Below are 25,950 nucleotides of genomic sequence, written 5' to 3'. Positions count from 1 at the left end.
AAATTTCAGAAAAGGATGTAATATACATACAATATTTAATCTGGCTTGTATGAAAAAAACAAATGATACTATATGGTTGATCGCCGGTTTGAGAACACCTTTCGCTAAGGTCGATAAAGAGTTCAAAGATAAAGACGCCCTTCAGTTGTCAATTCCTTTGGTCCAGGAAATGGTCAAGAGAGATCTTATATCTCCTGATTTTTTTGTGTGGGGTTCGGTAGCACCGAATCTTGGTTATAGCAATCTTGCCCGCGAGATTCTTATGGATGCTGGTTTAGATCAAAGTATTCCGGCATTTACCACGATTATGGCCTGTAGTACCAGTATGATGGCAGCCATAGAAGCCGCCGGATTGATAACCGAAGAGGAAGTTGCCTTGGTGGGAGGGGTAGAAAGTATGAGCCGGGTCCAATTAGGACTGAACCAGAATTTTTCCGATTGGCTGCGGAGGTTCTTCCAAAGCAGGACCCTTGCAGATAAATTTTCAAAATTAAAAGATTTGAGTTTTGGGGATATTAAATTGTTTATTCCTAGTGTTACCAACAGGACAACTGGTTTGAGTATGGGTGAACATTCCGAAATTACTACAAAACGCCTTCAAATCGATAGAGAGCGACAAGACGAAATAGCCCTAAAAAGCCATCAAAATTATATAAAAGGAAGGAATAAAGGTTTTTTTAATGACTTGGTTTTACCCCTCAATGGTATTGAAGAGGATAAAATTCCCAGAGAAAATACCAGTTTAGAACAGTTAACCAAACTAAATCCCGTATTTGATAAGGAATCAGGGAAAGGGTCTATAACTGCGGGTAATTCTTCCTTGTTGACGGATGGTGCCGCAGGCTTATGGGTATGTGGTTCTAAGGTAAAAGATAAATTTTCTGCCAACTCCTATGCTGCTCAATTAATAGACTGGGAAATTGCCGCGGTAAATATTGAAAAAGAAGGACTCTTGATGGCTACTACTTTTGCCATTCCCAGATTGTTAGAAAGACATAAACTTCGTTATGATGATATCGACCTATGGGAAATTCACGAAGCCTTTGGGGCCCAGGTGGTGGCTAACATTAAATTGCTTAAGGATAAAAACCACCTAAAGAAGGTGGGGGTTTCATTCGATTTTGGAGCGTTCCCTTGGGACCATCTCAATCCAAATGGTGGGAGTATTGCAATTGGCCATCCTTTCGGCGCGACTGGTGCAAGGATTATAAATCAGGCTATTAAGGAATTGACATTAATGGGACCCGGCAAGAAAGCAGTCGTCAGTGTCTGTGCAGATGGTGGACTGGGAACGGTGATGTTATTGGAATCTTAACTGGAATTCCTGAGTGATAACTATAAACTAGGTTTACCACTTTGTATTATCATACTAAAGGTTGGATTCTACACTATTTTAGTCGATTTATTATTATAAATTAAATTTTTCCAACTTTTCTTAATCTCTGCAAATTGTTGAATAACCTGAAACTGGTATTGCATCAATGGCAGCCTAACTTAAGTTTTAAACCGATAATGTTACCATTTCATTTGAATTTATTCCCATAATTTTTTTATTGAATTACCACACAAGTCTTTTGCACACCCTGTGCATCCCTATTTTCTTATCTTTGTTGTGTGAAAATAATCGCATTCATATTATCATTATATGTGTTCGGGCTCAATTTACTAGCCTGTAACGATAACGACTCTTCAGTAATCTCTTCAGATTCTGAAATAACCGCGGTTAGTTTTCAGGAGATTGATGTTGACCACTCCCACAATCAGATAGCAGATTTATGTCCACCATTTTGTAGTTGTCATTGCTGCCATGTACATATTGTAGACTTTGGTTCTTCAAATTTTGAACCTTTGATTACAGACATTCCTTCCAAAGCATTTGTTCATTTCGATAATTTAGGAGATGAACCTGTTCTTTCCTTTTTAGATCCCCCAAGGGTTTAATTCAGTTTTTTAATAGGATAATTATATCCACTTATGTCCTTAATTCCGGTTTTTCTGGAGATCAGGGCAATATCGATTTTCCTTCCTAGGAACTATCGAGATGTTTAACTGAATTAATTTTTCTTATATGATTAATAAAATCATTTCATTTTCCATTAACAATAAATTTATTATTGGCCTACTTACTTTGGCACTTATAGGCGTGGGTATCTGGTCCATGTCTACTGTAAACCTGGGATCGGTACCAGATATTACTAACAATCAGGTGCAGGTGATTACCCAATCCCCTAATCTGGCTACCGAAGATATTGAACAGTTTGTAACCTATCCTGTAGAACTTTCCATGGGGAACTTACCCGGAGTTACAGAAATACGATCGGTTTCCCGGTTCGGACTTTCGGTAGTTACTATCGTCTTTGAAGATGATATGGGGATATATAAACCCCGTCAACTAGTACAGGAAAAACTTAACGAAGTCAGAGGGCAGATCCCAGAAAAATTTGGAAGTCCATCCATGGGCCCAATTACTACCGGACTAGGTGAGATTTATCAGTACACCATTAAACCTCAAATGGGGTATGATACAGTTTACTCACCCACAGAATTACGTACCATTCAGGATTGGATTGTAAAGCGTCAAATGACCCTCGTGGATGGTGTAGTAGAGGTTAATTCTTTCGGGGGTAATATTAAACAATATGAAATAGCCATTAATCCGGAAAAGTTAAATGCTCTGAACGTCTCTATTTCTCAGGTTTTTGATGCCCTTCAAAGAAATAATGTCAATACCGGCGGAGCTTATATTGAAAAAAATAAGATGGCTAATTTTATCCGCGGTGAAGGTTTGGTTAGATCGCTTAATGATATACGAACAATTGTAATCAAGACTGAAAATGGTGTACCAGTAACAATTGGTGATGCAGCAGAAGAAGTTCAGTTTGGTAGTCAGGTACGTTATGGGGCTTTTACCCAGGATGGCCGCGAGGCTGTTGGAGGAATGGTTTTGATGTTAAAAGGAGCCAATCCCAATAAAGTAATTGCCAATGTTCAGGAGCGCATGGAAACGGTAGAACAATCCCTACCGGAAGGATTATCTATAGAACCTTTTTTGGATAGAAGTGTTTTAATTGAGAGGACAACCAGTACGGTAACTCAAAACCTGTTAGAAGGCGCATTAATCGTGATTTTTGCCCTAGTCATATTATTGGGAAGTTTACGAGGTGGGCTTATAACCGCTACAACTATTCCTTTGTCACTGCTTTTCGCATTTATATTAATGAAGCAATTCAATGTCTGGGCCAACCTGATGAGCCTGGGTGCCATTGATTTTGGAATCATCATTGATGGAGCCGTTATTATAATTGAAGGGACGGTGTATGAAATACAAAAACGGATTCGATCCGGCAAAGTAAAATTTAATCAGGGGGTAATGGATGAGGTGGCCTATGATGCCGGAAGTACAATGATGGGTTCTGCCTTCTTCGGCCAAATTATTATCCTTATAGTTTTTGCCCCAATTCTTTTTCTTACAGGAGTGGAAGGGAAAATGTTCCGGCCAATGGCTTTTACCTTTGGTTTTGCGATGATTGGGGCAATTTTCTTATGCCTTACCTATGTGCCAATGATGTCTGCCCTATTCATGAAACCTATTCAAAATAAAAAGAATTGGTTTGGTAAGTTCGAACGGTGGTTGGAGAAAGTTAGTGATAAAATTATTGGAGGTATTCAAAAAGGATATATGCCTTTGTTAAAAGGAGCTTTAAGATTAAAGTTCATAGTATTAGGGGCTGCGGTAGTCTTACTTATTGTTGCTGGTTTAATCTTTTCCAGAATGGGCGGGGAATTTGTTCCACAACTCGATGAAGGTGATATAGCCATGCAGGCGTTAATCAGGCCTGGAAGTGGGTTGAGTGAAACAATCGATGTTTCCACAAAAATAGAAGATATCTTACTGCAAAATTTTCCAGAAATTAAAACTGCCGTAGCCAGAATTGGAGTTGCGGATATTCCTACCGACCCCATGCCTATGGATATTGCCGATATGTTTATAGTCTTGGAAAAGGATATGGATAAGTGGACTTCAGCTGATTCAAAGGAAGCATTGATTGAAAAGATAAAAGAAAAACTCAATGATGACCTTACCGGGGTAAACCTTGTTTTTAGTCAGCCGGTAGAACTGCGATTCAATGAATTGCTCACCGGTGTCCGGGAAGATGTAGCGGTAAAATTATACGGCGAAGACCTTGATGTCCTTGCCGAAAAAGCCAATCAGATGGGCGAAATTATTCAAACAGTGCCCGGTGTGGGAGATGTAAACCCTGAAAGGACTTCTGGCTTACCGCAAATGACGGTCCGATTTAATCGTGATAAAATTGCCCAATACGGATTGGATATTGAAAAGATTAATGATTACATAAGCGCTGCCTTTGCCGGAGGTACTGCAGGGGTCATTTTTGAGGGGGAAAAACGTTTTGATATGGTTATTCGTTTTGATGAGGCCCACCGTCAAAACATTGATGATTTAAGAACACTTTATATAGACCTCCCTGATGGTACACAGGTGCCAATCAAGGAAGTAGCAGACATTAGTTATATTCCCGGCCCTATGCAAATCTCCCGGGACAATACTTTCCGCAGGACCTATGTAGGGGTAAATGCCCGGGGAAGGGATGTGGAATCTGTAGTGAATGACATTCAGCAAAAACTGGATGAAGAATTAGATTTACCTCCGGGCTACTATATAACCTATGGAGGAGAATTCGAGAACCTTCAAAGGGCAAAAGGTCGTTTGCAAATCGTAGTACCCATCGCCTTGTTCCTAATTTTTGTACTGCTATACTTTGCGCTTCAGTCTTTTTCCCAGTCCATCATGATTTATATAGCAATTCCATTAGCGGCAATTGGGGGAATATTTGCCCTTTGGTTAAGGGATATGCCCTTTAGTATTTCAGCAGGGGTAGGCTTTATTGTTTTATTTGGTGTAGCAGTTTTAAACGGTTTGGTACTCATTAACCGGTTTAATTCCTTAAAAGAAGAAGGAGTGACCAGTATAAGAGAGAGGATTTTTACAGGAACCAAAGAACGAATTAGACCTATTATGTTAACAGCGACAACAGATATTTTTGGCTTTTTGCCCATGGCCTTTTCATCATCTGCGGGGGCTGAGGTTCAACGACCTTTGGCTACAGTGGTAATTGGGGGAATGCTTACAGCGACTTTACTCACTCTCGTTGTACTGCCTGTACTGTATACCTTTGTAGAGAAAAGAAGGGAGAAGAAAGAACAAAACAAAAGCGGTTCTTCCAATTCGCGATCATTTGTTACAATTTTAGTGGTAGGGTTAGTACTAAGCGCAACCTTTACCGCTAACGCACAAACTGATACAACTTCCTATGAATACCCTCTACAGGATACCCTGCAAACTATCAGTTTGGAGGAAGCTAAAGAGTTAGCTATTAAAAACTATCCGCAATTGAAAGCAGCCCAACTGGAAATAAAAAGTGAAGAGGTGTTGCGTAAAACAGCCTATGAATTGGGAAATACCCAGATTTTTACCGGAAAGGAAGAAGTTGGAAATGGATCTGATGGTGTTTATACAAAAGTAGGGGTCCAACAACAGGGGATTGATATCTTCGGAATCGTTCCCAGATTGAAATTACAAGAGGAACGGGTAGCTCTGGCAGAAAATGCGTTAGACCTTACCAGTATTGGGATAGAAAGGGAAGTAAGCCGTGCCTGGGCTGCTGTTTATGCTCAGAAGAGAACCTTTCAGGTCTATAAAAAGATGGATTCTATTTTTGAAGATATTGAAAGGGCTGCCCGGATCAGGTATGAGACAGAAGCCACTTCTAAATTGGAATATCTGGCCACCTCAAACCAGGCAAATGAGGTGAAGATCCAGCTGGAACAGGCTTTTCGGGATTACGTGACCGCTCTGCAACGCTTAAATCTATGGTTTGTGTCCGACACCTTGTACGATGTACCCAATTTACCTGCCGAAGCATTGGATACACCCTTAAATTTCCTACTGGAATCCCTGGAAAACCATCCCTTGCTAAGAGTATCGGAACAAAGGGTAGAAGTGGCGAAAGCCGTTACCAGGGAAAGAAAATCAGAATTCCTGCCCAAACTTCAGGGACAATATTCCAGGCAGGAAGTGAATGGGCAGCCTGGTTTTTACCAATATCAGTTTGGAATACAGATTCCCGTCTTCTTTGGTCCTGAATTGGGCCGCACTCAGGAAGCAAAAGTGAATCGCAGGATTGCAGAACAAAATTTTTATCAGGACAAACTCGAATTGGAAACGGCATATAAAAATATGCGTGAAGAATATATTAAATGGCGAAACTCGTGGAACTACTATAAGGAGGAAGCACTTCCCCTAGCTAAAGAACAACAGGATGGAGCTGTGCTGGCCTTTAAGGAAGGGGCTATAGATTATGTGACCTTCCTGCAGAACATAAGGGATGCAATCCGTATTGAAGTAAACTCCTGGAGTGCTTTTAACGATTATCTCGATAGCCGTTATCAACTCGAATATTACCTGAAAAATTCAAACTAAAAAATACCTAAGAAAAACGATATGAAAACAAGATCAGTAAAATTTATAATGCTTGCCCTAATACTAAGCATGGTGTATGCATGTAAAGAAAACCCAGATACAGGCGAAGTCACTTCTCAGGATACAGCATCTTCAAATACTGAGACAGGGGAAGATCACAACGAGGAAGAGGAAGGAGAAGAAGGCCACTCGGAAGAAGAGGGAGGGATGCGTTCGGTTCACCTTTCAGAATTGAAATTCAATAGTTTAGGGATAAAGGTGGATACCTTACCCAAAAAAGCGCTTTCGGGAATTGTGGAGGCTAATGGTCAGCTGGAAGTTCCCCCGCAGTACGAAGCTACCGTTACCGCTATTCTGGGCGGTAATGTTACCTCTATAAAAGTTATTGAAGGGGATAAGGTAAATAAAGGGCAGGTACTGGCTTACCTCTCCCATCCCGATCTAACCAGGATTCAAACAGATTATATTAATGCATTTAACCGAATGCAATTTTTAGAAGATGAGTTTAACAGGCAAAAACGGTTATATGAAGCTGAAGTGGGTTCAGGTAAGACTTTTCAGCAAACCCGGTCAGATTACCAATCGGTTAAAGGGGAAGTAACCGGCTATGAGTCCCAAATTCGGCAATTAAACTTAAGTCCGACACAGGTAAGGAATGGGGACCTTTATGAAAAGGTCCCGGTAACCAGCCCTATTGCCGGGTATGTAGAAAAAGTGAAAGTTCAGGTGGGTCAATATGTAGAACCCCAAACCGGAATGTTTATGATAGTAGATAATGAGCACGTACATGCCGATCTAATGGTTTTTGAAAAAGATATTTACAAGGTGAAAGAAGGGCAAAAGATTTCTTTTAGCCTGGAATCCGTTCCCGATAGCGACCTTACCGGTAAAATCTATTCAGTAGGCAAACAATTTGAACAGAATCCAAAAGCCGTTCATGTACATGCTGAAATCGATAATAAGGAAGATTACCTTATTCCGGGAATGTATATAAATGGGAAAATCCGTACCGGGGAAGCAGCAGTACCCGCCTTACCTGAAGACGCATTAATAGAAGAAGAGGGAAATCCTTACATCTTTATAGCTGAAAAACATCAGGAAGACGGTAAAACCGAGTGGGAACTAAAACCAGTGCAGGTAAGAACTGGGATAAACGAAGATGGCTGGGTTGAAATTAAATTGCTGGAACCCTTACCAGAAGGGGCTTTGGTTGCTTATAACAATGCCTATTACCTGATTTCTGAAATGCAAAAGAGCCAAACTTCCCATGGACATTAATAAATAAAATATGATGGATGGACTCTTTGTAAAATGTTTGTCTTGATTAAAATTACAAAGGGTTCATCCTTAATACGGAACCTAAATAATATAAAAATGAAAGAAATCAAAGCATTTATAAAACCAAAAAGGGTTCAGAAGGTAATTGAAGCCTTAAGTGAAATGGGATTTAAAAGTATGACCATTTCACAGGCAGAAGGCACCGGGGCGTTCAAGGCCAAGGGGGCCAAACCCTCTCTTGATTTTCACGTGACTGACAGCCCGGTGGTAAAACTGGAACTCGTCTGCCAGAACGAAGAGGCGCAATCCGCAATCGATATCATCACGGAAAACGGCAAGACCCCTGACCCAGGGGACGGGATCATTTATCTTTCCGATGTTGAAGATGCTTTTCGAATAAAAAACGGAGAATCCCTGAAGCGTTTCGGGCCAAGTCATAATGAAAATGAATGATGTAGAAATAATTTTAGAAGCTCAAAATATCCGGCCTACAGCCATGCGTATCCTAATCTATAAATTTATGGCGAGGATGAACCGGGCAATAACCCTTACCGAAATTGAAAACAATTTTGGCAAAGCAAACCGTACTACTATTTCCCGAACCATGCGCACCTTTGAAGCTGGTGAGATTGTCCACCAGATAGATGACGGGACAGGGATACCTAAATATGCGCTTTGTGAAAGTGATTGTCACTGTGAGGTAGAGCAGGATTTACACATCCACTTTCATTGTAACCACTGTAATGAAACTGTTTGTTTGACTGATCATAAAATACCGTCAATTAATCTGCCCCAAGGGTACCTGGCGGAAGATATCAATCTGGTGGTAAAAGGAGTGTGCCATAAATGTAATGGTTTTAAAAATAGTCCTGGAAATAAATAACTTTTTAAAATATGGTCAATGATAGCAATATATAAAAAAGACCAAATCATATATACCATTGCAGACTCAGGGCTCAATGCAGAAGATGCAGCCACTCTGGTCAACTCCCTGCGGGACCATACGAAAAAGAACAAGCAGGCCAAATGGTATATGGAAATGGGGGATTTCAAAAAAGAGGTGAAAAACACGGATGGAAGTCCTGATTTTTTATTCCCCGAAAGCAACCGGCTAAAAAAAATTGCCCTGGTGGGCGATAAAATATGGCAGGAACGGTTTACCGAATTATTATTACCGTTTAGCGAAGCCCATATAAAATATTTCGGCCCTGAAGATGGAAACATGGCCAGCAACTGGCTCGAACAAGCAAGCAATAGCAATAGTAATCGTAACTGAAACATGAATCTTTAAATCTAGAAAATTATGATGGACGATTGGTATTTTGGGGGAATGCACTGGATATGGTGGGGTTTATGGATAATCCTCATCTTCTGGATATTTTTAATTCCCTACCCCACACCGGGACAGAAAAACAGAAAGGACAGGGCAATTGAAGCCCTGAGGGAGCGGTACGCCCGCGGCGAAATCGACGAAAAGGAGTTCGAAAAACGCAGGGCGTTCCTGCTAAAGGATAAAAAATAAAATTTATCTATTTGCCCTAGGAGAACTCGCTCTGCTAGCAGCTCTGGGATTTATACATAGTATAAAGGCTCAGTATAATTTAAAGTAACTTCATAGGGGGCTTTCGGGAATAACTGTGGCACTTACGTTGCACGTTTGTTCAAATTACATTTAATATATGTTGCAGATTACAGATATAAAAAGAGAGAATGTGGTTGTCACGATCGCCAGTGGTAAATTAAATCAACACGATCTTGAAAAAATACATCCCCTTATCCATAGTATTCTTGAAAAAGGATTAAAGATTCGGTGGTATTTAGAGATGAACGATTTTCAAGGCTGGCATATAGAAGGCCTATGGGAAGATTTTACTAAAGATGTTGACCACGAAAAGGAGTATGAAAAAATAGCATTGGTTGGTGAAAAAAAGTGGCAGAGTTGGGCTGTCTGGTTTATGAGTCCTTTTAGCAATGCCCACATTAAATACTTCACTTTAAACCAAAAGAAAGAAGCTGAAAAATGGATTGAAAGTGACTGATGACAGGTCATTGAATGAGTAATCAAAGATTAAACTAAAAATATATTGATATGGGATTATTAAAATATTTGTTTCGAGGCTCCGGATATAGAGGCCATCATTCCCTTGGGCATCACAATAAACGTGGTTATGGAAACAGGGAAGATAATTCAGGTTCAAAAGTAATGATATGTTGCACTGCCTGTGGTAAAAAAAACGATGAAAATGCAGCCTTTTGTCAAAAATGCGGTTCACCTTTAGGCAAGTCCACGTGTAGTAACTGTAAGGAGAGCGTGCCGATCGGGGCAAAATTTTGCCCAAACTGCGGGACAGGATTAAACTAATGAATAGCTACAAATGAAATTTTTTGTTTTACTCATTCTGCTGTTTGGTATGCCAAAAGCGAACGCCCAAAACGTTTACAGGACCAAAGAAGGCCACATTGAGATGATGGCACTGGTAACTGGCAAAACCTATAAGGCCGAAAGCCATAAATTGGCTTTAAACCTGGACTATGGTTCAAAAGTGGTGAATGGAGTACTTGACCTAAAAACGCTAGTTACCAACAACCCCATAATCAAAGCTACGCTGGAAAGACAGGAAGAACCCTTATTGATAGAGTTTACAGGATCTGTTCCTTCCGAAGACTTTTTGTCCAGGCGGCACGATCCCATTTCATTTAACTGGCCAATCAGGGTTAATTACAGGGATAGGTCGTTTAAATCCAATTTAAAGGGGACTATAACACATATTGACCAGTCTATGGCAATGTCTTGTTTGATAAGCGCCAGGGGTGAAATTGACGCAGCGGGCACCGGCCTGGACGTTTTGCTGAAAGGAATCGAGGGAGGGCTTCAAATTGAATTTGCACAGATGGTCCTCAAACTGGATAATTAATTTTTAAAAAAATGCCAATCATGGAAATGCTACAAAAACTATTTTCCCATAAAATTTCAACTAATACGGGAACAAGGACCTTCATTGATTATAGGTATTTCCATTTTTCAGTTTTCCTGGGAATAGAATATGGTTTAAAAGCCGACATACGATCAAAATATTTTCAATCGAACTGGCATTCAAGCCTCAACCAACAGTTATGCTCCTAAATAAACGAATATCGATATTTTCCTTTTTAAAATATATAAAATTCGACATTGTCTTAATTGTGATCTATGCCGTTGCAGTAGGCATTTTGGACCAGTATGGGTTTTTATCCAGGATATCCATTCCTATAGGTATAACTGCGGTTTTTGGGACAGCCGTAGCCTTGTTACTAGGGTTTCGGACAAATCAGGCCTATGAACGCTGGTGGGAAGCCAGGATTATCTGGGGAGCCATTGTTAACGACTCTCGTACTTTGGTACGACAGAGCATTACCTTTTATGATAAGAAGGATGACCAGTATGAATTTAGGATCAAAGAAATAGTTTTACGACAAATTGTGTGGTGCTATGCACTGGGTGAGTCCTTAAGGAAAGTGGACTTTTCCCCTAAGGTAGCTGGCTATCTAAAAGTTCAGGACATTAATGATCAAAATGTGCCGAATGCCATTCTGCTAAAACATTCTGTAGCCTTATCAGGAGCCCTTAACGATAAGGTGATCAATAAATTCCAACAGGTGCAAATTGATAGCACGATAGCGCGCCTCTGCGATTCAATGGGCAAATGTGAAAGGATCAAAAACACAGTTTTTCCTAAGGCGCATAGCCTTTTGATACACCTGATCATTTATGTATTTGCAACAATGTTGCCTTTCGGCCTGTCAGACAACTACCTCTCTGTGGAAATTGGCCTTACCATCGCTATCCCTTTGATCTTTATAGCTATTGAAAAAACATCAATTTTAATGCAGGACCCCTTCGAAAATAATCCAATGGATACGCCTATGACCGATCTGGCACAAACAATAGAAATTAATTTGAAGGAAATGACGGGCGATAAGGATATACCCGAGAAAAAGAAACCTGAAACATATTACGTTTTATGATATGGATTTGCAAACTGAAATAACGCTGATTCCCAGATTATTGGTTGCCTTGTTACTAGGTTTCTTGATTGGGCTTGACCGTGAAATTCATGGTCACGACGCTGGCATAAGAACCTATGCTTCCGTTTGTTTGGGAGCGGCACTATTAACCATCATCAATACGCATATTGAAGTGGCAGACCAAACCAGGATTGTCGCAAATATTGTTTCGGGGATTGGGTTTTTGGGAGCAGGTATCATTTTTAGGGACAGCGTCAAGCATTCCATATCGGGGTTAACAACCGCAGCTACCATCTGGGCCACTGCCGGAATAGGTATTGCAATAGGATACGGAATGTACCTAATCGGCATAACTGGTGCCTTTCTGATTATACTCCTGCTGGTTTCCCATCATTTTCCATTTTTTAAAAAGAAAAAACGATGAAATGAATAGTAAAAACCATACGGGGTGTATTTTATGCCAACCTTGTAATGGGACACAATACAATTAAACGTGGTCCAGTGTGTGGGGGCGTTCGCACCGGGATAATTGCACACCCTTTGCACGGTTATTTTATTTAGATTGACTAAAATTTATAAAAATGCTACAGATAATAAACTTAGAAGAGGAAAATCTTATTGCCGCTAAAATCAGCGGAAAACTTACGGAACAGGATATGCGCAAGCTGCACCCGCTTATTCATAATATCATAGAAAAAGGCCATAAAGTGGATTTTTATTTTGAAATGGAAGATTTTGTAGGTTATACCCTTAAAGGGTTCTGGGAAGACCTAAAGATTGATTCGGCACACTTGGGAGATTACGGTAAGATGGCCTTTGTGGGCAATAAAAAATGGCAGGAATGGGCCGCGAAGGCAACTGATTTTTTTACCGGTTCGGAAGTAAAATTTTTTGAAAAGACCAATAAAGAAAATGCACTTGAATGGATTAAACGCCCTCATCAAAAAAGTATTTAATTATGGAAGAAAACAACGAACAAGGCAAAAAGGACGGCCACGGGCATAGCCACGGTGGTATCCTCGGCAAAAACACAGAACTCTATTTTGCCATTTTGAGTGGGGCCACGCTAATTACAGGTTTCCTGTTGGAAAAATTCACCGGAATTTCGGACAATATTCCCTTTGGCCTGTATCTGGCCGCCTACTTTTTTGGTGGCTTTTTCACCTTGAAGGAGGCTGTTACCAAAGTGGCCAAGGGCGAGTTTGAAATCGATTTCCTAATGCTGGTAGCAGCTGCGGGTGCAGCCTATCTAGGCGAATGGGCAGAAGGTGCCTTACTGCTGTTTCTGTTTAGCTTGGGTCACGCACTGGAACACTACGCGATGGCTAAAGCCCAAAAATCTATTGCCGCATTAACAGACCTCGCCCCCAAAACGGCCCTGCTTAAAAAAGATGACGATACCGTGGAGGTGGGCATAGAAGAACTGCAGGTGGGGGACATTATCGTGGTACGGCCCAACAGCAAGATTTCCGCCGATGGAGTCATCATAAAGGGCAACAGTAGTGTGGACCAGTCGCCCATTACCGGGGAGAGTGTTCCTGTGGACAAAACACCGATAGAGAATACCGGTAAAGAATATACCGCAAAGAGCGATATACCTGATAAAAGCCGTGTGTTCTCAGGGACCATCAACGGCAACAATACCCTCGAAATAAAGGTAATCAAAGAGGCCAAGGACTCAACCCTCAACCGCCTGGTCACGATGGTGCAGGAGGCTCAGGAGCAAAAATCGCCTACCCAGTTGTTGACCGATAAATTTGAGCGGTACTATGTGCCGGCGGTCATCATATTGGTCATTCTCTTGAACTTTGCCTTTTTGGTCATTGATGAAACCTGGAGCGAGAGCCTCTACCGTTCTCTGGCGGTACTGGTAGCTGCAAGTCCGTGCGCGCTGGCCATTTCTACGCCATCTGCTGTATTGAGTGGTGTGGCAAGAGCAGCAAGGGGCGGGGTTTTGATAAAAGGCGGTCGCCCCTTGGAAGACTTAGGCGTACTTACCGCACTGGCTTTTGACAAGACGGGCACCCTAACCGAGGGAAAACCAAAACTAACGGATGTGAAAACTATAGGCAACATTGAGGAAAAGGAGTTTTTGGAAATTGCTGTCGCGGTGGAAGAACTCAGTGACCATCCCTTGGCCAAAGCCGTGGTACGGGACGGTATGGAACGGCTGGGAAAGGACAACAAGATACCCGATGCCAATGACCTGGAAGCCGTACAAGGCAAAGGTATAAAGGCGAGCTATCAGGGAAGCCCTGTCTTTATTGGCAATCTGGAACTCTTTGAGGATATAGATGATGGTGTCCCCGATAAAGTCTCAGAAAAGGTAAGAAACCTTGAAGGCGAAGGAAAGACCACGATGCTAATAAAAAGGGGCGATGAATTTATAGGAATGTTGGGCCTTATGGACACCCCACGGGAAAAGGCCAGAGAAACCCTTTCGCAACTAAAGGAAATAGGTATCAAGAAGATGATCATGCTTACGGGCGACAACCAGAAAGTGGCCGATGCAGTAGCGGAGGAAATCGGGCTGACAGAAGCCCGTGGTAGCCTGCTGCCCGAAGAAAAAGTGGAGGCCATCAAAAAATTATCTGAACAGGAGAACAAACTGGCTATGGTGGGGGATGGGGTAAACGATGCCCCGGCTATGGCAAACAGTACGGTAGGTATCGCCATGGGCGCTGCAGGCAGCGACGTAGCCTTGGAGACCGCAGATATAGCGCTGATGGCGGACAAACTGGAAACACTACCCTTTGCCATAGGGCTCAGCAGAAAAGCCAAGTCCGTTATTAGGCAGAACCTGTGGGTAAGCCTTGGCGTGGTAGCGTTGCTCATACCGGCCACGATAATGAGCTGGGCCAGTATTGGTATCGCGGTGGCCATCCACGAAGGTTCTACATTGGTAGTGGTAGGTAATGCGCTTCGGCTTTTAGCATACAAGAGATAAACTTAGTAAAGGAGGCTACCTTTGAATCAACGTTAAAAATGAACAAAACGGAAAAAATATTATCCAGTCACGGTATTCGCCCTACTCAAATGAGGTCCAAGATATACAGGTATCTGAGAAGGAAGCAAAGTGCCGTGTCCTTTTCCGATTTAAAAAAGGTCTTTGCTAAAAAGAGCGAAACGAATAAAACCGCAAACAGAACTACCTTTTATCGCAACCTAAAGATTTTCGAGGATAAAGGACTTATTCATCAGATAAATGATGGAACCGGAGTGGCAAAATTTGCAATTTCTGATGAAAACGTTAAAGGTAAGTATGGTTCAGATTTACATCTGCACTTTCATTGTACCGAATGTAAGAAAACAATCTGTTTGCCAAATAAAATACCGGAAGAAAGTTTGCCAGATGATTATAAAATAAACGATGTCAACCTGGTATTAAAAGGGATATGTGTAAAATGTAAGGAAAAATAACAGGTGGGAGTCCCAGAACTTTGAACCCTTGCGCCCAAGAGTCAAGTTCAAGGTTCTTCCACCTTATTTAACCAAAAAAATACAATTATGGAAAAATATGATATAACAATTATTGGTTCCGGTCCGGGTGGCTACGTATGTGCCATACGTGCGGCACAACTGGGCTTTAAAGTGGCCATAATCGAAAGGTACAGTACCCTTGGCGGCACTTGCCTTAACGTGGGTTGTATCCCTTCAAAAGCCTGGCTGGAAGCATCGGAACATTACCACAAGCTCAAACACCAATTCGAGGATTTCGGCATCAATGTCAAAGAGGCGAATGTAGATATTGCAAAAATGAACCAAAGGGTTCAGGACGTCGTGGGGGAAATCATCAACGGGGTAGCCTTCCTGATGAAAAAGAACAAGGTTACCGTTTATGAAGGCCACGGAACTATCAAGGATAAGAACACCATTGAAATTAAGGGCGAAGGCAAAACACAAACCATAGAAACCGATAAGATGGTCATTGCTACCGGGTCGAAACCCGCATCCCTGCCCAATATTGAAATAGATAAAAAAAGGATTATTTCCTCTACGGAAGCCCTTGCCCTCAAAGAAATCCCCAAACACTTAATGGTCGTTGGAGGTGGTGTCATTGGGGTCGAGATAGGTTCTGTCTTCGCCAGGTTAGGTTCAAAAGTATCCATCGTAGAGTATTTTGATGGGCTTATTTATACAATGGACAAATCTGTAGGGCATCAATTGTACAGGTCCCTAAGAAAACAGGATATCGAGTTCTATCTGGAACACAAGGTCACAAAGGCTGTGGCAGCAGAAGATAAGGTAACCCTTACGGCACAGAACAGGAAAGACGACAAGGAAATGCAGTTGGAAGGAGACTATTGCCTGATGGCCATAGGCAGAAAACCATATACCGACAATCTGGGCCTCGAAAACCTGGAAGTGGCAACCAACGACAAAGGACAAATAAAGGTAGATGACAACCTGGAAACCAAAATAAAAGGGGTCTATGCCATAGGAGATGTAGTCCGTGGGGCGATGCTCGCCCATAAGGCCAGTGAAGAAGGTGTTTTTGTGGCCGAACGCATTGCGGGACAAAAGCCGCATATCAATTATTCCCTCATACCAAACATTGTCTATACACAGCCGGAAGTGGCCGGCGTGGGCCTTACCGAGGAGGAACTTAAGGAAGCAGGTAGAGCAATAAAAACGGGCTCATTTCCTTTCAAGGCCAATGCAAGGGCCAAGATAAGTATGGACACGGACGGCTTTATAAAAGTGATTGCGGACAAGGAAACCGATGAGATTTTGGGCGTTCATATGATAGGTCCGCGCATAGCCGATAGTTATACGGAAGCTGTCGTAGCGATGGAATTCAGGGCAGCGGCAGAAGATATTGCACGGATGTCCCACGGACACCCCACATTTTCAGAAACCTTTAAGGAAGCCTGCTTGGCCGCTACCGAAGACCGGGCGTTGCATATATAAATTTTGGAATGGAGAATAAGGAAAAAGATGTTACTATGAATGAACCCCAAAAAGCACAGTCTGCGTTGGCTTATGTGAGGGAAACCGCACAGAAGTTTCTCGATAGGGAAACGGCGGGCGGCATCCTTTTGATTATTGCTACTATCGTAGCCCTTTTTTTGGGTAATTCCCAATTTTCGGAGATGTACCACCATTATCTTAAAGATGAGTTTGTAATTGAATTCTCAGAACATTTTAATTTTGGGCTAACTATTGAAGAATGGATCAATGATGGCCTGATGGCAATTTTCTTTCTGGTTGCTGGTTTGGAATTGAAAAGGGAAGTCCTGGTAGGGGAATTATCATCCTTTAAAAAAGCATCTTCTCCACTTCTGGCAGCATTAGGAGGTATGATAGTTCCTGCCCTGATATTCGCGAGTTTTAATTCAGAAACAGCTTATATAAGGGGATGGGGAATACCAATGGCTACGGATATAGCTTATTCCCTTGGCATTATTGGTCTTTTGGGAAAAAAAATACCTTCTCAGTTGAAAATATTTTTGGTGGCATTGGCAATAGCAGATGATGTGGGTGCCATTCTGGTTATAGCCCTTTTTTACAGCAGTCAAATAAGCTGGTTTTATCTGGTTGGTGGCCTCGGAATATTTGTTGGCCTTTTGGTACTAAATAAAATTAGGGTTAAGAACCTGTCATGGTATATTACAGGTGGAATTGTACTATGGTACTTTTTTCTGAATTCAGGTGTCCACCCCACCATTGCGGGAGTGTTATTTGCCATTACCATTCCCGTAAGGCCTAAACTGGACAGTAAACACCTTAAGGAAAGAACCACCCGGAATCTGGGTCAGTTGGAAGAAGCAGATATTGAAACTAAAAATCCCCTTCAGGATATAAAGCAACGCCTAATTCTAAAAGCAATCAAAAAAGATACTGAGAATTCAAGGCCTCCGTTACTGAAATTAGAGAACTCCCTTATCGACTTTAATGCTTTTTTTATTATCCCAATATTTGCGATTGCCAACGCTGGGGTAAAGTTAGATGTAAGTTTTTTAGAAGTTGTTTCCAGCTCCTTGGGTTTAGGGGTAATCGCCGGGCTTGCCGTTGGGAAAGTAACTGGTATTAGCCTCTTCACCTGGCTTGGACAGAAAATAGGTGTTTCTTCCATTCATAGTTCTTTAAAATGGAAACATATCCTGGGGGTTGGAATGATTGCCGGGATTGGTTTTACCATGTCCCTGTTTATAACCAACCTGGCTTTTACCAATCCAGAGCTGGTAAAGGTTTCAAAAATAAGCATTTTGATCGCTTCCTCTATCGCGGCCTTAATAGGCGTACTTATTTTATTTTTAAGCTCGCCGGTACAACAAAAAAATAAAAATATTAAAACTCTGCATAGGAACGGTAAATAAGGAAATATGAACAAAAGCACTTTTAAGGTAAGTCAAATGGATTGCCCTTCCGAAGAACAGATGATACGGATGAAACTGGAGTCAAACCCTCAAATCAAATATCTGGACTTTGACATTCCGAATAGGAAATTAGATGTGTATCATCAGGGGAATGCCCAAGAAATAAACGTGGAATTGGGTGCATTAAAGCTGGGGGAAAAACTCTTAGGAACAGAAAAGGCGGAAACACCTATTGCCGAAGACGAGACAAAACAAAAGAAGATACTCTGGTGGGTATTGTACATCAATTTTGGTTTTTTTGTTATCGAAATGACCACGGGTTGGATTTCTTCCTCGATGGGTCTTATTGCCGATTCGTTAGATATGTTGGCCGATTCCATTGTATATGCATTGAGCCTTTTTGCCGTAGGCGGCGCTATTTCTAGAAAAAAGAAAGTGGCGAAATTCAGCGGCTATTTTCAGATGGCGTTGGCCCTGCTGGGATTTTCGGAAGTCGTGAGAAGGTTTTTGAGCAGTAGTGAAACCCCTTTGTTCCAATGGATGATTATCGTTTCCATTTTTGCCCTTATCGGCAACCTCGTTTCCCTATGGCTCATAAACAAAGCCAAGAGTAAGGAGGCGCATATGCAGGCAAGTGCCATCTTTACCTCAAACGACATTATTGTGAACGGCGGGTAATACTGGCAGGAGTGCTGGTTTATTTTTTAGACAGTAAATGGCCCGATTTGGTCATTGGCGGTATTGTGTTTGCCTTTGTGATGCGGGGGGCCATTAGAATTTTAAAATTGTCTAAATAATTTGAATGTACAACATCAAAAAGTATCGAATGGCAACAAACCAATGATGAAGAAAAGAACTATAATCCTGCTGATTTTACTATTGTTGGCCATAGACCAGACAATAAAAATATATGTGAAGACTAATTTTTATTATGGAGAGGAATATTATGTGTTTGGCCAGGATTGGTTTCGGTTACATTTTTTGGAAAACTCCGGGATGGCCTGGGGATTCAAGTTTGGCGATGGTTATCTGGCCAAAGTTGTTTTAATTTTATTCCGGTTGGCAGCAATCATATGGGGAACCTTTTATATCAATAAGATGATTAAGAAGGGATATGCCAAGTTTTTTTTAATCAGTGCAGCATTTATATACGCTGGTGCGCTGGGCAATTTGATTGATGGAGCTTTCTACGGGATGATTTTTGAAAAAAGTGACCCGGCACTTCAAAATATTGCGGAAATATTCCCACCGGGCGGTGGTTATTCAGGTTTTTTAAACGGTAATGTGGTCGATATGTGGCTCTTTCCGATTATAGACACCAGGCTTCCGGAATGGTTGCCATTTTGGGGCGGGGAACATTTTACGTTTTTCGACCCTGTATTCAATACAGCGGATGTTTGGATCAGTACGGGAGTTCTTTTACTCCTGGTTTTTCATAAAAAACATCACAAGACAAAAAAACTCAAATAATAAACATTTGAATATACGAATTCTAACAGAAAATTTTAAACAACTATATACGATGAATGTCTGGCTTTGGGTAGTAATATTGGGATTAGCGGCCTGGGCCGCCCACTGGGGTGCGGACCGATTGTTGACCCCTTTAAAGTTGCTCCGCAAGCAATGGGGCCTTACCGCTTCTGCAGGTGCCGCATTCCTTGCCATTGTCACGGCAAGCCCTGAAGTGGCCATAAACATTGCAAGTGCGGCACGGGACGTTTCCGGTATTGGCCTGGGCAATTTGTTGGGTTCCAATATTATTTCCATTCCCTTGATGGTGACCATAGCTTATTTTGCTTCAAGGAAACAGTTCAAGAACAACAAGGAACATCAAGAACATCGTGATAAAAACATTCTGGCATTAAACAAACGTTCGGTTGCAGTATTGTCCCTTCCCTATCTGGGCATTATCGCCCTTGTTGCCATTTTGACCTTGCCAAAGCCCTGGCGCGGGCTACAACCAATAGACGGGTGGATTATGCTGGGTGCATATATTGCATTCCTGGCCCACGCCATAGTAAAAGGCAAGCAAAAGGGCAAAAATGTAGAATGGAACAAAAGGCAGGTCTGGTTATCGATTGCCGGGGCCATTGCCATTGCGACCGGTGCCTTGTTTATTGTTAAGGCAACTGAAAATATCGTTTCTGTCTTGGGTATTTCTGAAATCGTGGGTGGCCTTTTTATCACGGGCATAATGACCACGGCACCGGAAATTTTTAAGACCTGGAGCGTGGTAAAAGGGGGCGAGGTGACAGCGGGCACCACCAGTGTGATTGCAGATAATGCCGTAACGATGACACTGGCCTTTTTTCCGCTTGCTTTAGTAACCACCCCGATTGAGGATTTTCAACTTTATTGGGTAAACCTGGCTTTTGTGGGTTTAATGCCCTTGTTATATTCATTATTTATTCATCAGAGCAAAGAACAGCACGGATTTACCCACTGGCAAATTTTCGCCTTTGATGCAGCATATATTGTATATTTAATGGTAATGGTTTTTTTCGTATTAAAATTGTTTTAAAAATTATGGAAGATTTGTTCAAAGACTATCAGGAAAGGCTCAATCAATTGGATGAGAATATAAGGGTAGCAGCAGTAAAATATGCAGTAGGTTTTTATTCAAATAAAAATTGCTCCAAAGAAGAAGCTCTTGAACGAGGTATAACGAAGGCTGAAATGCACAACAGAAAAATATGATTCAGCCCAAACGGATAAAATGTATGCAATGGACGTTTGAAGAATTTAATGCTCGTTTGGACGGTCTCCATCCTTTAGTAAAAAAGAAAGCTCTCGAAATTGCTAAAAATCTGGTGATGGAAAAGGATTACACCAGGGAGGACGCCATAAAAAAAGGAATTATGAAAGCCGAAGAATGGTTCTATGACCTTGGAGGATAAATAAAAGGTCTCATAGAAATCACATAAATCGATGTCATCATTGAACAATAAGAAAATTGCGCAGTTTATAAGTATGAAAAACAAATTCAATCCTTTTAACCAATAAAAATCGAATGCGAAATTCATTATAATTATTAACATACAAAAACTTTTGAAATATGAAACTTACCAAAATTTTAATTCCAATAGATTTTTCGCAGGCTGCTGCAACAGCTATTAGTTATGCGTTGATGTTAGCACGCAAGCTTAATGTAGAAATGATTATCGCTCATGCCTACACTGCTCCCATACCTTCCAACGGGTTTGTGGGGGTGGGAACCATGACTTATTCGGTACCAGATAATTTTCCCTCGTATGAAGAATATTATCGTAATAAAATAAAAGAATTCCTTGAAAATTATCCGGAATTCCAAACTGAAAATTATAAATTGATTATGGGAGTAGGTGCCATTGAAAACTTTATCTGTCAAACGGCAAAAGATGAAAATGTCGATATGATACTTATGGGCACTGAAGGTATTGATTCTTCCATTGAAGAATTTTTTATGGGCACCCTTAGTGAAAAAGTTAGTCGTAATGCCCCTTGTCCGGTATTGGTTATTCCTGAAACGATAGAGTCATATAATATTAAGAATATTGGCTTGGCCCTGGATAAGGACAATTTTTTTGAAATTTCTTTTAAACCGGATTTCTTTGCCAAACTTTTAAAAACTTTGGATGCCAGTATTTCCCTGATTCATTTTTCAGAAAACGATGAAAAGGAAATTAATGAAAAGGAAGTTAATGAATATTACTCGAAAATCCTCAATACGGAGATCGTTGCATTCCATTGTTTTAACGATGCTGATCCTCAAGAAAAGATTTCCAAATTTTATTGGCAAAATTCAATCGATGTTTTGACGCTGATTTATCGCGACCACGGATTTTTTGAAAAGTTGCTTAATAAAGGATTCAGGAAAGAGTTGGTTTTTCATTCAAACCTTCCTCTGTTAATTTTGAAGTAAGATTGCACCGTTTTAAAACACCTGTAAGTACAAGTGTTTTTAGAGGCTAAATTGTTGCTCTATTTGAATGAAAAAGTAATGACTAAAGCCTGAGCCTGAAAGAGATTCGATAGTTAAGCATTGTAATGTAAATAGTCCTGCAGGCAAAGTACAGAAGAGTTTGAAGAGGAACACTATAAGCATAAATTTCATAGGTGTTTGCAGGGACTACAAACCTTTTCGAGATGATAGAATTGAAACCACAAAGAAATTTAAATATAGTTTAATTATCTTCTGGATATGGTGTAGAACGCGATCTTAGTAATTTTAAGACCTAAACTAAAATTGTCACAGACAACCGGGATATTGGGATACTTGCAAAATTTTCTACCTATAAGTCAGCGCTATTTATTATAAATTTACGCCAGGGATAATGGATGCTTTGCAAAAAATTTTCTCGTAGATAGATGTAGGATTTTGAGATTTCTGTTGTAGCAGGATCTTGTTCAACCCTGGCAATCGGATTCAAACAACATGGGGAGTAATTTCTTAAAGTTTTGATAACCCGGGAAAATGGTTAGGTAAACCTCGATCAAAGATGATTTTTAGTTTTAGGTTGTTTCTAATGAGTTAGCCATACTTAGTAAAGAAATAGCTTACAATACCCGGGTATTATTCGAGTTTTCTAAATGTTCGTTTCCTGAAGGATGTGAGGTCCCATTAAAATTTTGTTAAACCGAGTAGTTACCGTTAAAATTTCGTAATTTTACATTTGTGAAAAAAGTTTTTTACAAAATAATATCTGTTTTGATGGCATTTGTAGTCGTATCAACTATAATGTCCTTTACGCTGGATATACATTATTGCGGAAACTCTTTGATTGATTTTAGTTTCTTTTCCAAGGCAGAAAGCTGTGGAATGGAGGCCGATAGCTATCGTAACCAGCTTAGTAAGCCTTGTCAGAACCCTTCTATTGATAAAAAATCATGTTGCTCTGACCAAAAAATCGTGAAGGAAGGAGGCGATGACCTTAAATTAGCAGTCAACAACCTTATTTTTGAGCAACAGACCTTTGTTGCCACATTCTTCTATACTTATGTAAATCTTTTCGAGGGACTTGATGAAAACATCGTTCCCTTCAAGGATTACTCGCCCCCCTTTATTGAACGGGACGTTCAGATACTCTACGAGACTTATTTAATTTGATTTTAGAAAATAGCCCGAAAACTATCCGGGTTTTTAAGCACTTCTGGATTTCCGGGAGGTGCTTATATTACTGTATTCTCGTAATAGAATCCACTAAACCAATCTCTTTATTTAACAATCTAATTATATCATAGAGAAGATAATCTCGCTTCTAATCAATTCACACCTTTTTTGGTTTGGATTATTTTAAAAGCTGTCCAAGATTTTCTAATTAATATTCTGTGATAAATTCAAATAAATGAAAACACAATATACCAGTATAAAAAAAGTATGTAAAACAGTTAAATGTATGAGGATTAATCACAATGAACTACTAAATCAATAAAAATGCACTTTATGATTAGACAAATCACTTTGCTTGTTGTGTTTCTGACTACAAGTTTAGGAATAGCCCAAACTGAACCTTCGTTAGAAGGAAATGTAGATACTGAACCTTCCGTAGAAGGGAATGTAGATAACCTACCCATAAGGGAATATACCCTTACACTGCGGGAAGAAGCCGTAAACAAGGCGGGCAAAGTGGTTATGGGAATGACCATAAATGGTCAGATACCAGGGCCGACACTTGAATTTAATGAAGGTGAATACGCAGTAATCTATGTCAAGAACGAGATGAGCGTAGAATCATCGATACACTGGCACGGACTTCTTTTGCCCAATTTCTACGATGGGGTGCCTTATCTGTCCACACCTCCCATTGAAGCCGGAGAAACCCTGAAATATGAATTTGCAATTAAGCAAAATGGTACTTATTGGTACCATTCCCATACCATGCTTCAGGAACAAAGTGGTGTTTATGGCCCTATTGTTATCCAGCCAAAGGAAGAAACAGATTTGGAGTATGACAAGGAACTGGTATTACTTCTTTCAGATTGGACCAATGAGAAACCCAGGGATGTAATGCGATTTTTAAAACGGGGCACGGAATGGTATAACATCAGGAAGGGAACGGCCACACCGTTGAACCAGGTCATCAAAAGAGGTGCTCTGGGCGCCCAATTTAATTTCTGGAGGCAACGCATGGAAAGTGCGGATATAGCGGATATTTACTATCCCGCGTTTCTGATCAATGGAAAGGAAAAGATCGAATATCCCGAGTACAAGCCCGGGGAGAAAGTCCGTCTGCGCATTATCGATGGTTCTGCATCCACCTCGTTTTGGATGACCTTTGGTGGGGAAGACCCACAATTGGTTTCAGCCGATGGCAAGGATGTTGTTCCCTTAAGAAAGAACAAAACTTTTATTGCGGTTGCAGAAACCTACGATTATATCGTGACCATACCGGAAACTGGCAAGTTGGAATTCAAGATTATGGCCCAGGATGGTTCCGGTACCGCAACCGCCTATCTGGGTCAGGGCCCGATCGTGGCTGCCCCGGACGTTCCCAGGCCGGATAAAATAGGGATGATGCAGCAAATGGCAAAGATGAAGATGAGAATGGGCGCCCCGGCATTAAAATTTAGGCCCGGTAAGGTAGACCCCTATAAAATGGCCGAGGATTGGGGAATGCAAATGGATGGTACCATGCAGATGGAAGGTATGAACGATATGGCTCCCAATGCCGGATCGGAAGGTATGGGCATGAACAGGGAGAAGTCAAATATGATGGGTATGGAAATGGATTCCATGCAGATGGACCATTCCAAAATGGCAAAAATGGATATGGAAAAGGATTCCGAAATGAAGAAACAGACTGGAATGGATGGTATGAAAATGGATAAAAAGAACGGTATGCAGGGCATGGGTATGTTTTCAGAATACAACTATGATTACCTAAAATCACCTGAAAAGACTAATTATGACCCCGATGTGCCGGTAACCGAAATCCTGTTGAATCTTACAGGAAATATGCAACGGTATGTCTGGAGTATGAACGGTGTGCCCCTTTCCGAAGCGGATAAAATCAAGATAAAGGGGGACGAGGTAACCCGGATTACTTTCAATAACCTGACCATGATGCACCACCCTATGCACCTGCATGGGCATTTCTTTAGGGTCATCAACGAGAACGGTGAATATTCCCCCCTGAAACACACGGTGAATGTACCGCCTATGCAAAAGATAACCATTGAATTCTATGGCAATGAATACGGCGACTGGTTTTTCCATTGCCATATTCTATACCATTTGGTTGGCGGAATGTCCCGCATAGTAAGCTATGGTACCCCACGTGACCCTAGGATGGAAGAATATCCTGTGTCCAAACTTATTGATGAGACCGATCAGTACTACTCTTGGGGGATGGTGGATGCCGCCTCCCATATGACCGCATTGAACTTGGTAAGTTCAAACATACGCAACCAGTTTTCCCTGAGAGCTGAATACGGATGGAACAAAAATTTGGAAGTAGAAGCGGCTTATGACAGGTATCTATATGATTATTTGACCGTTTTTGGTGGTGTGAATATTGAAAATGGAATGGAGGACAGCCTGGAGGAGATAAATACGACCGCCATTGCAGGTATACGCTACCTTACCCCTTACCTTTTTACCCTTGATGTTCGTATGGACAGTAAGTTGCGGCCACAGATAAGTTTAAGTCGTGCCATATCGATCTTCCCAAGGACCATCCTGTTTGGAACCTACGAGTACCAAGCCGATTTTGGATGGGTTGATGAGTTACCACAAGGGGATAATTTTAAAAAAGAAATTACCTGGAGTACCGGTATAGAATATTTCTTATCCAAGAATTTTTCGCTAATGGGAAGTTATGATAACCGCTTTGGTCCGGGTGGTGGGCTTTCTCTAAGATTTTAAAA

25 protein-coding genes and 1 pseudogene are annotated in these 25,950 nt (G+C 41.1%); all 26 read left to right on the top strand.

Going from position 1 to position 25,950, the window contains the following annotated elements; translation table 11 throughout:
- Positions 1-49: 49 nt before the first annotated feature.
- The 26 genes and pseudogenes from GRFL_RS16955 (at position 50) to GRFL_RS16840 (ending at position 25,948) form a co-directional block, all read left to right on the top strand.
- Positions 50-1,315, top strand: coding sequence for a thiolase family protein (locus GRFL_RS16955; RefSeq protein ID WP_173850093.1), 1,266 nt, complete (start codon positions 50-52; stop codon positions 1,313-1,315).
- 299 nt (positions 1,316-1,614) lie between these two features.
- Positions 1,615-1,941, top strand: coding sequence for a DUF6660 family protein (locus GRFL_RS18375; protein WP_341475757.1), 327 nt, complete (start codon positions 1,615-1,617; stop codon positions 1,939-1,941).
- A 127-nt stretch (positions 1,942-2,068) separates the two neighbouring features.
- Positions 2,069-6,502 carry a CusA/CzcA family heavy metal efflux RND transporter gene (locus tag GRFL_RS16945; RefSeq protein ID WP_083645718.1) on the top strand — a complete coding sequence of 1,478 codons (4,434 nt, stop codon included), beginning with the start codon at positions 2,069-2,071 and terminating at the stop codon, positions 6,500-6,502.
- Positions 6,503-6,523: 21 nt separating this feature from the next.
- On the top strand, positions 6,524-7,780 hold the full coding sequence (locus GRFL_RS16940; protein ID WP_236995831.1) for an efflux RND transporter periplasmic adaptor subunit: 1,257 nt from the start codon (positions 6,524-6,526) through the stop codon (positions 7,778-7,780).
- Between the two features lie 96 nt (positions 7,781-7,876).
- Positions 7,877-8,233 (top strand): P-II family nitrogen regulator, encoded by a 357-nt coding sequence (locus tag GRFL_RS16935; protein WP_083646243.1) that lies wholly within the window; start codon positions 7,877-7,879, stop codon positions 8,231-8,233.
- On the top strand, positions 8,226-8,663 hold the full coding sequence (locus GRFL_RS16930) for a Fur family transcriptional regulator (protein ID WP_083646241.1): 438 nt from the start codon (positions 8,226-8,228) through the stop codon (positions 8,661-8,663). The genes GRFL_RS16935 and GRFL_RS16930 overlap by 8 nt, the downstream gene beginning before the upstream one ends.
- Before the next feature lie 18 nt (positions 8,664-8,681).
- Positions 8,682-9,056 (top strand): SpoIIAA family protein, encoded by a 375-nt coding sequence (locus GRFL_RS16925; RefSeq protein ID WP_083645716.1) that lies wholly within the window; start codon positions 8,682-8,684, stop codon positions 9,054-9,056.
- Between the two features lie 27 nt (positions 9,057-9,083).
- Positions 9,084-9,302: an SHOCT domain-containing protein gene (locus GRFL_RS16920; protein WP_083645715.1), complete on the top strand. Its 219-nt coding sequence runs from the start codon at positions 9,084-9,086 to the stop codon at positions 9,300-9,302.
- Positions 9,303-9,459: 157 nt separating this feature from the next.
- A complete protein-coding gene (locus tag GRFL_RS16915) occupies positions 9,460-9,819 on the top strand; it encodes a SpoIIAA family protein (RefSeq protein WP_083645714.1) in 360 nt (119 codons plus the stop codon).
- Positions 9,820-9,869: 50 nt separating this feature from the next.
- Positions 9,870-10,142: a zinc-ribbon domain-containing protein gene (locus GRFL_RS18410; protein ID WP_083645713.1), complete on the top strand. Its 273-nt coding sequence runs from the start codon at positions 9,870-9,872 to the stop codon at positions 10,140-10,142.
- 13 nt (positions 10,143-10,155) lie between these two features.
- On the top strand, positions 10,156-10,695 hold the full coding sequence (locus GRFL_RS16905; protein WP_083645712.1) for a hypothetical protein: 540 nt from the start codon (positions 10,156-10,158) through the stop codon (positions 10,693-10,695).
- Between the two features lie 199 nt (positions 10,696-10,894).
- Positions 10,895-11,785, top strand: a complete 891-nt coding sequence (locus GRFL_RS16900) for a bestrophin family protein (protein WP_083645711.1) — start codon at positions 10,895-10,897, stop codon at positions 11,783-11,785.
- A gap of 49 nt (positions 11,786-11,834) precedes the next feature.
- Positions 11,835-12,209: an MgtC/SapB family protein gene (locus GRFL_RS16895; protein ID WP_236995830.1), complete on the top strand. Its 375-nt coding sequence runs from the start codon at positions 11,835-11,837 to the stop codon at positions 12,207-12,209.
- Positions 12,210-12,366: 157 nt separating this feature from the next.
- Complete coding sequence (locus tag GRFL_RS16890) at positions 12,367-12,741, top strand: SpoIIAA family protein (protein ID WP_083645709.1); 375 nt, start codon at positions 12,367-12,369, stop codon at positions 12,739-12,741.
- 2 nt (positions 12,742-12,743) lie between these two features.
- Positions 12,744-14,732, top strand: coding sequence for a heavy metal translocating P-type ATPase (locus GRFL_RS16885; RefSeq protein ID WP_083645708.1), 1,989 nt, complete (start codon positions 12,744-12,746; stop codon positions 14,730-14,732).
- A 38-nt stretch (positions 14,733-14,770) separates the two neighbouring features.
- Positions 14,771-15,205, top strand: a complete 435-nt coding sequence (locus GRFL_RS16880) for a Fur family transcriptional regulator (protein ID WP_083645707.1) — start codon at positions 14,771-14,773, stop codon at positions 15,203-15,205.
- Positions 15,206-15,292: 87 nt separating this feature from the next.
- Complete coding sequence (lpdA, locus tag GRFL_RS16875; RefSeq protein WP_083645706.1) at positions 15,293-16,696, top strand: dihydrolipoyl dehydrogenase; 1,404 nt, start codon at positions 15,293-15,295, stop codon at positions 16,694-16,696.
- A gap of 35 nt (positions 16,697-16,731) precedes the next feature.
- Positions 16,732-18,105, top strand: a complete 1,374-nt coding sequence (nhaA, locus tag GRFL_RS16870) for a Na+/H+ antiporter NhaA (RefSeq protein WP_083646239.1) — start codon at positions 16,732-16,734, stop codon at positions 18,103-18,105.
- A gap of 6 nt (positions 18,106-18,111) precedes the next feature.
- A pseudogene (locus GRFL_RS16865) lies at positions 18,112-18,902 on the top strand (cation efflux transmembrane domain-containing protein).
- A 43-nt stretch (positions 18,903-18,945) separates the two neighbouring features.
- A complete protein-coding gene (locus GRFL_RS16860) occupies positions 18,946-19,575 on the top strand; it encodes a lipoprotein signal peptidase (RefSeq protein ID WP_423738270.1) in 630 nt (209 codons plus the stop codon).
- Between the two features lie 7 nt (positions 19,576-19,582).
- Positions 19,583-20,626 (top strand): sodium:calcium antiporter, encoded by a 1,044-nt coding sequence (locus GRFL_RS16855; RefSeq protein ID WP_236995829.1) that lies wholly within the window; start codon positions 19,583-19,585, stop codon positions 20,624-20,626.
- 5 nt (positions 20,627-20,631) lie between these two features.
- Positions 20,632-20,802, top strand: a complete 171-nt coding sequence (locus GRFL_RS18115) for a hypothetical protein (protein WP_158091610.1) — start codon at positions 20,632-20,634, stop codon at positions 20,800-20,802.
- Entirely contained in the window at positions 20,799-21,002 is a 204-nt protein-coding gene (locus tag GRFL_RS18110; RefSeq protein ID WP_169833963.1) for a hypothetical protein, read from the top strand. The genes GRFL_RS18115 and GRFL_RS18110 overlap by 4 nt, the downstream gene beginning before the upstream one ends.
- Before the next feature lie 158 nt (positions 21,003-21,160).
- On the top strand, positions 21,161-22,006 hold the full coding sequence (locus tag GRFL_RS16850) for a universal stress protein (protein WP_083645704.1): 846 nt from the start codon (positions 21,161-21,163) through the stop codon (positions 22,004-22,006).
- Positions 22,007-22,759: 753 nt separating this feature from the next.
- Positions 22,760-23,191, top strand: a complete 432-nt coding sequence (locus tag GRFL_RS16845) for an HYC_CC_PP family protein (RefSeq protein ID WP_083645703.1) — start codon at positions 22,760-22,762, stop codon at positions 23,189-23,191.
- Positions 23,192-23,527: 336 nt separating this feature from the next.
- The gene (locus GRFL_RS16840; protein ID WP_169833981.1) at positions 23,528-25,948 is read left to right on the top strand and encodes a multicopper oxidase domain-containing protein; all 2,421 of its coding nucleotides are present in this window, start codon (positions 23,528-23,530) and stop codon (positions 25,946-25,948) included.
- The last annotated feature ends 2 nt before the right edge of the window (positions 25,949-25,950 follow it).

It is taken from the genome of Christiangramia flava JLT2011, assembly GCF_001951155.1.
Lineage (GTDB): Bacteria > Bacteroidota > Bacteroidia > Flavobacteriales > Flavobacteriaceae > Christiangramia > Christiangramia flava.
This window is presented reverse-complemented; position numbering and strand designations above follow the sequence as displayed.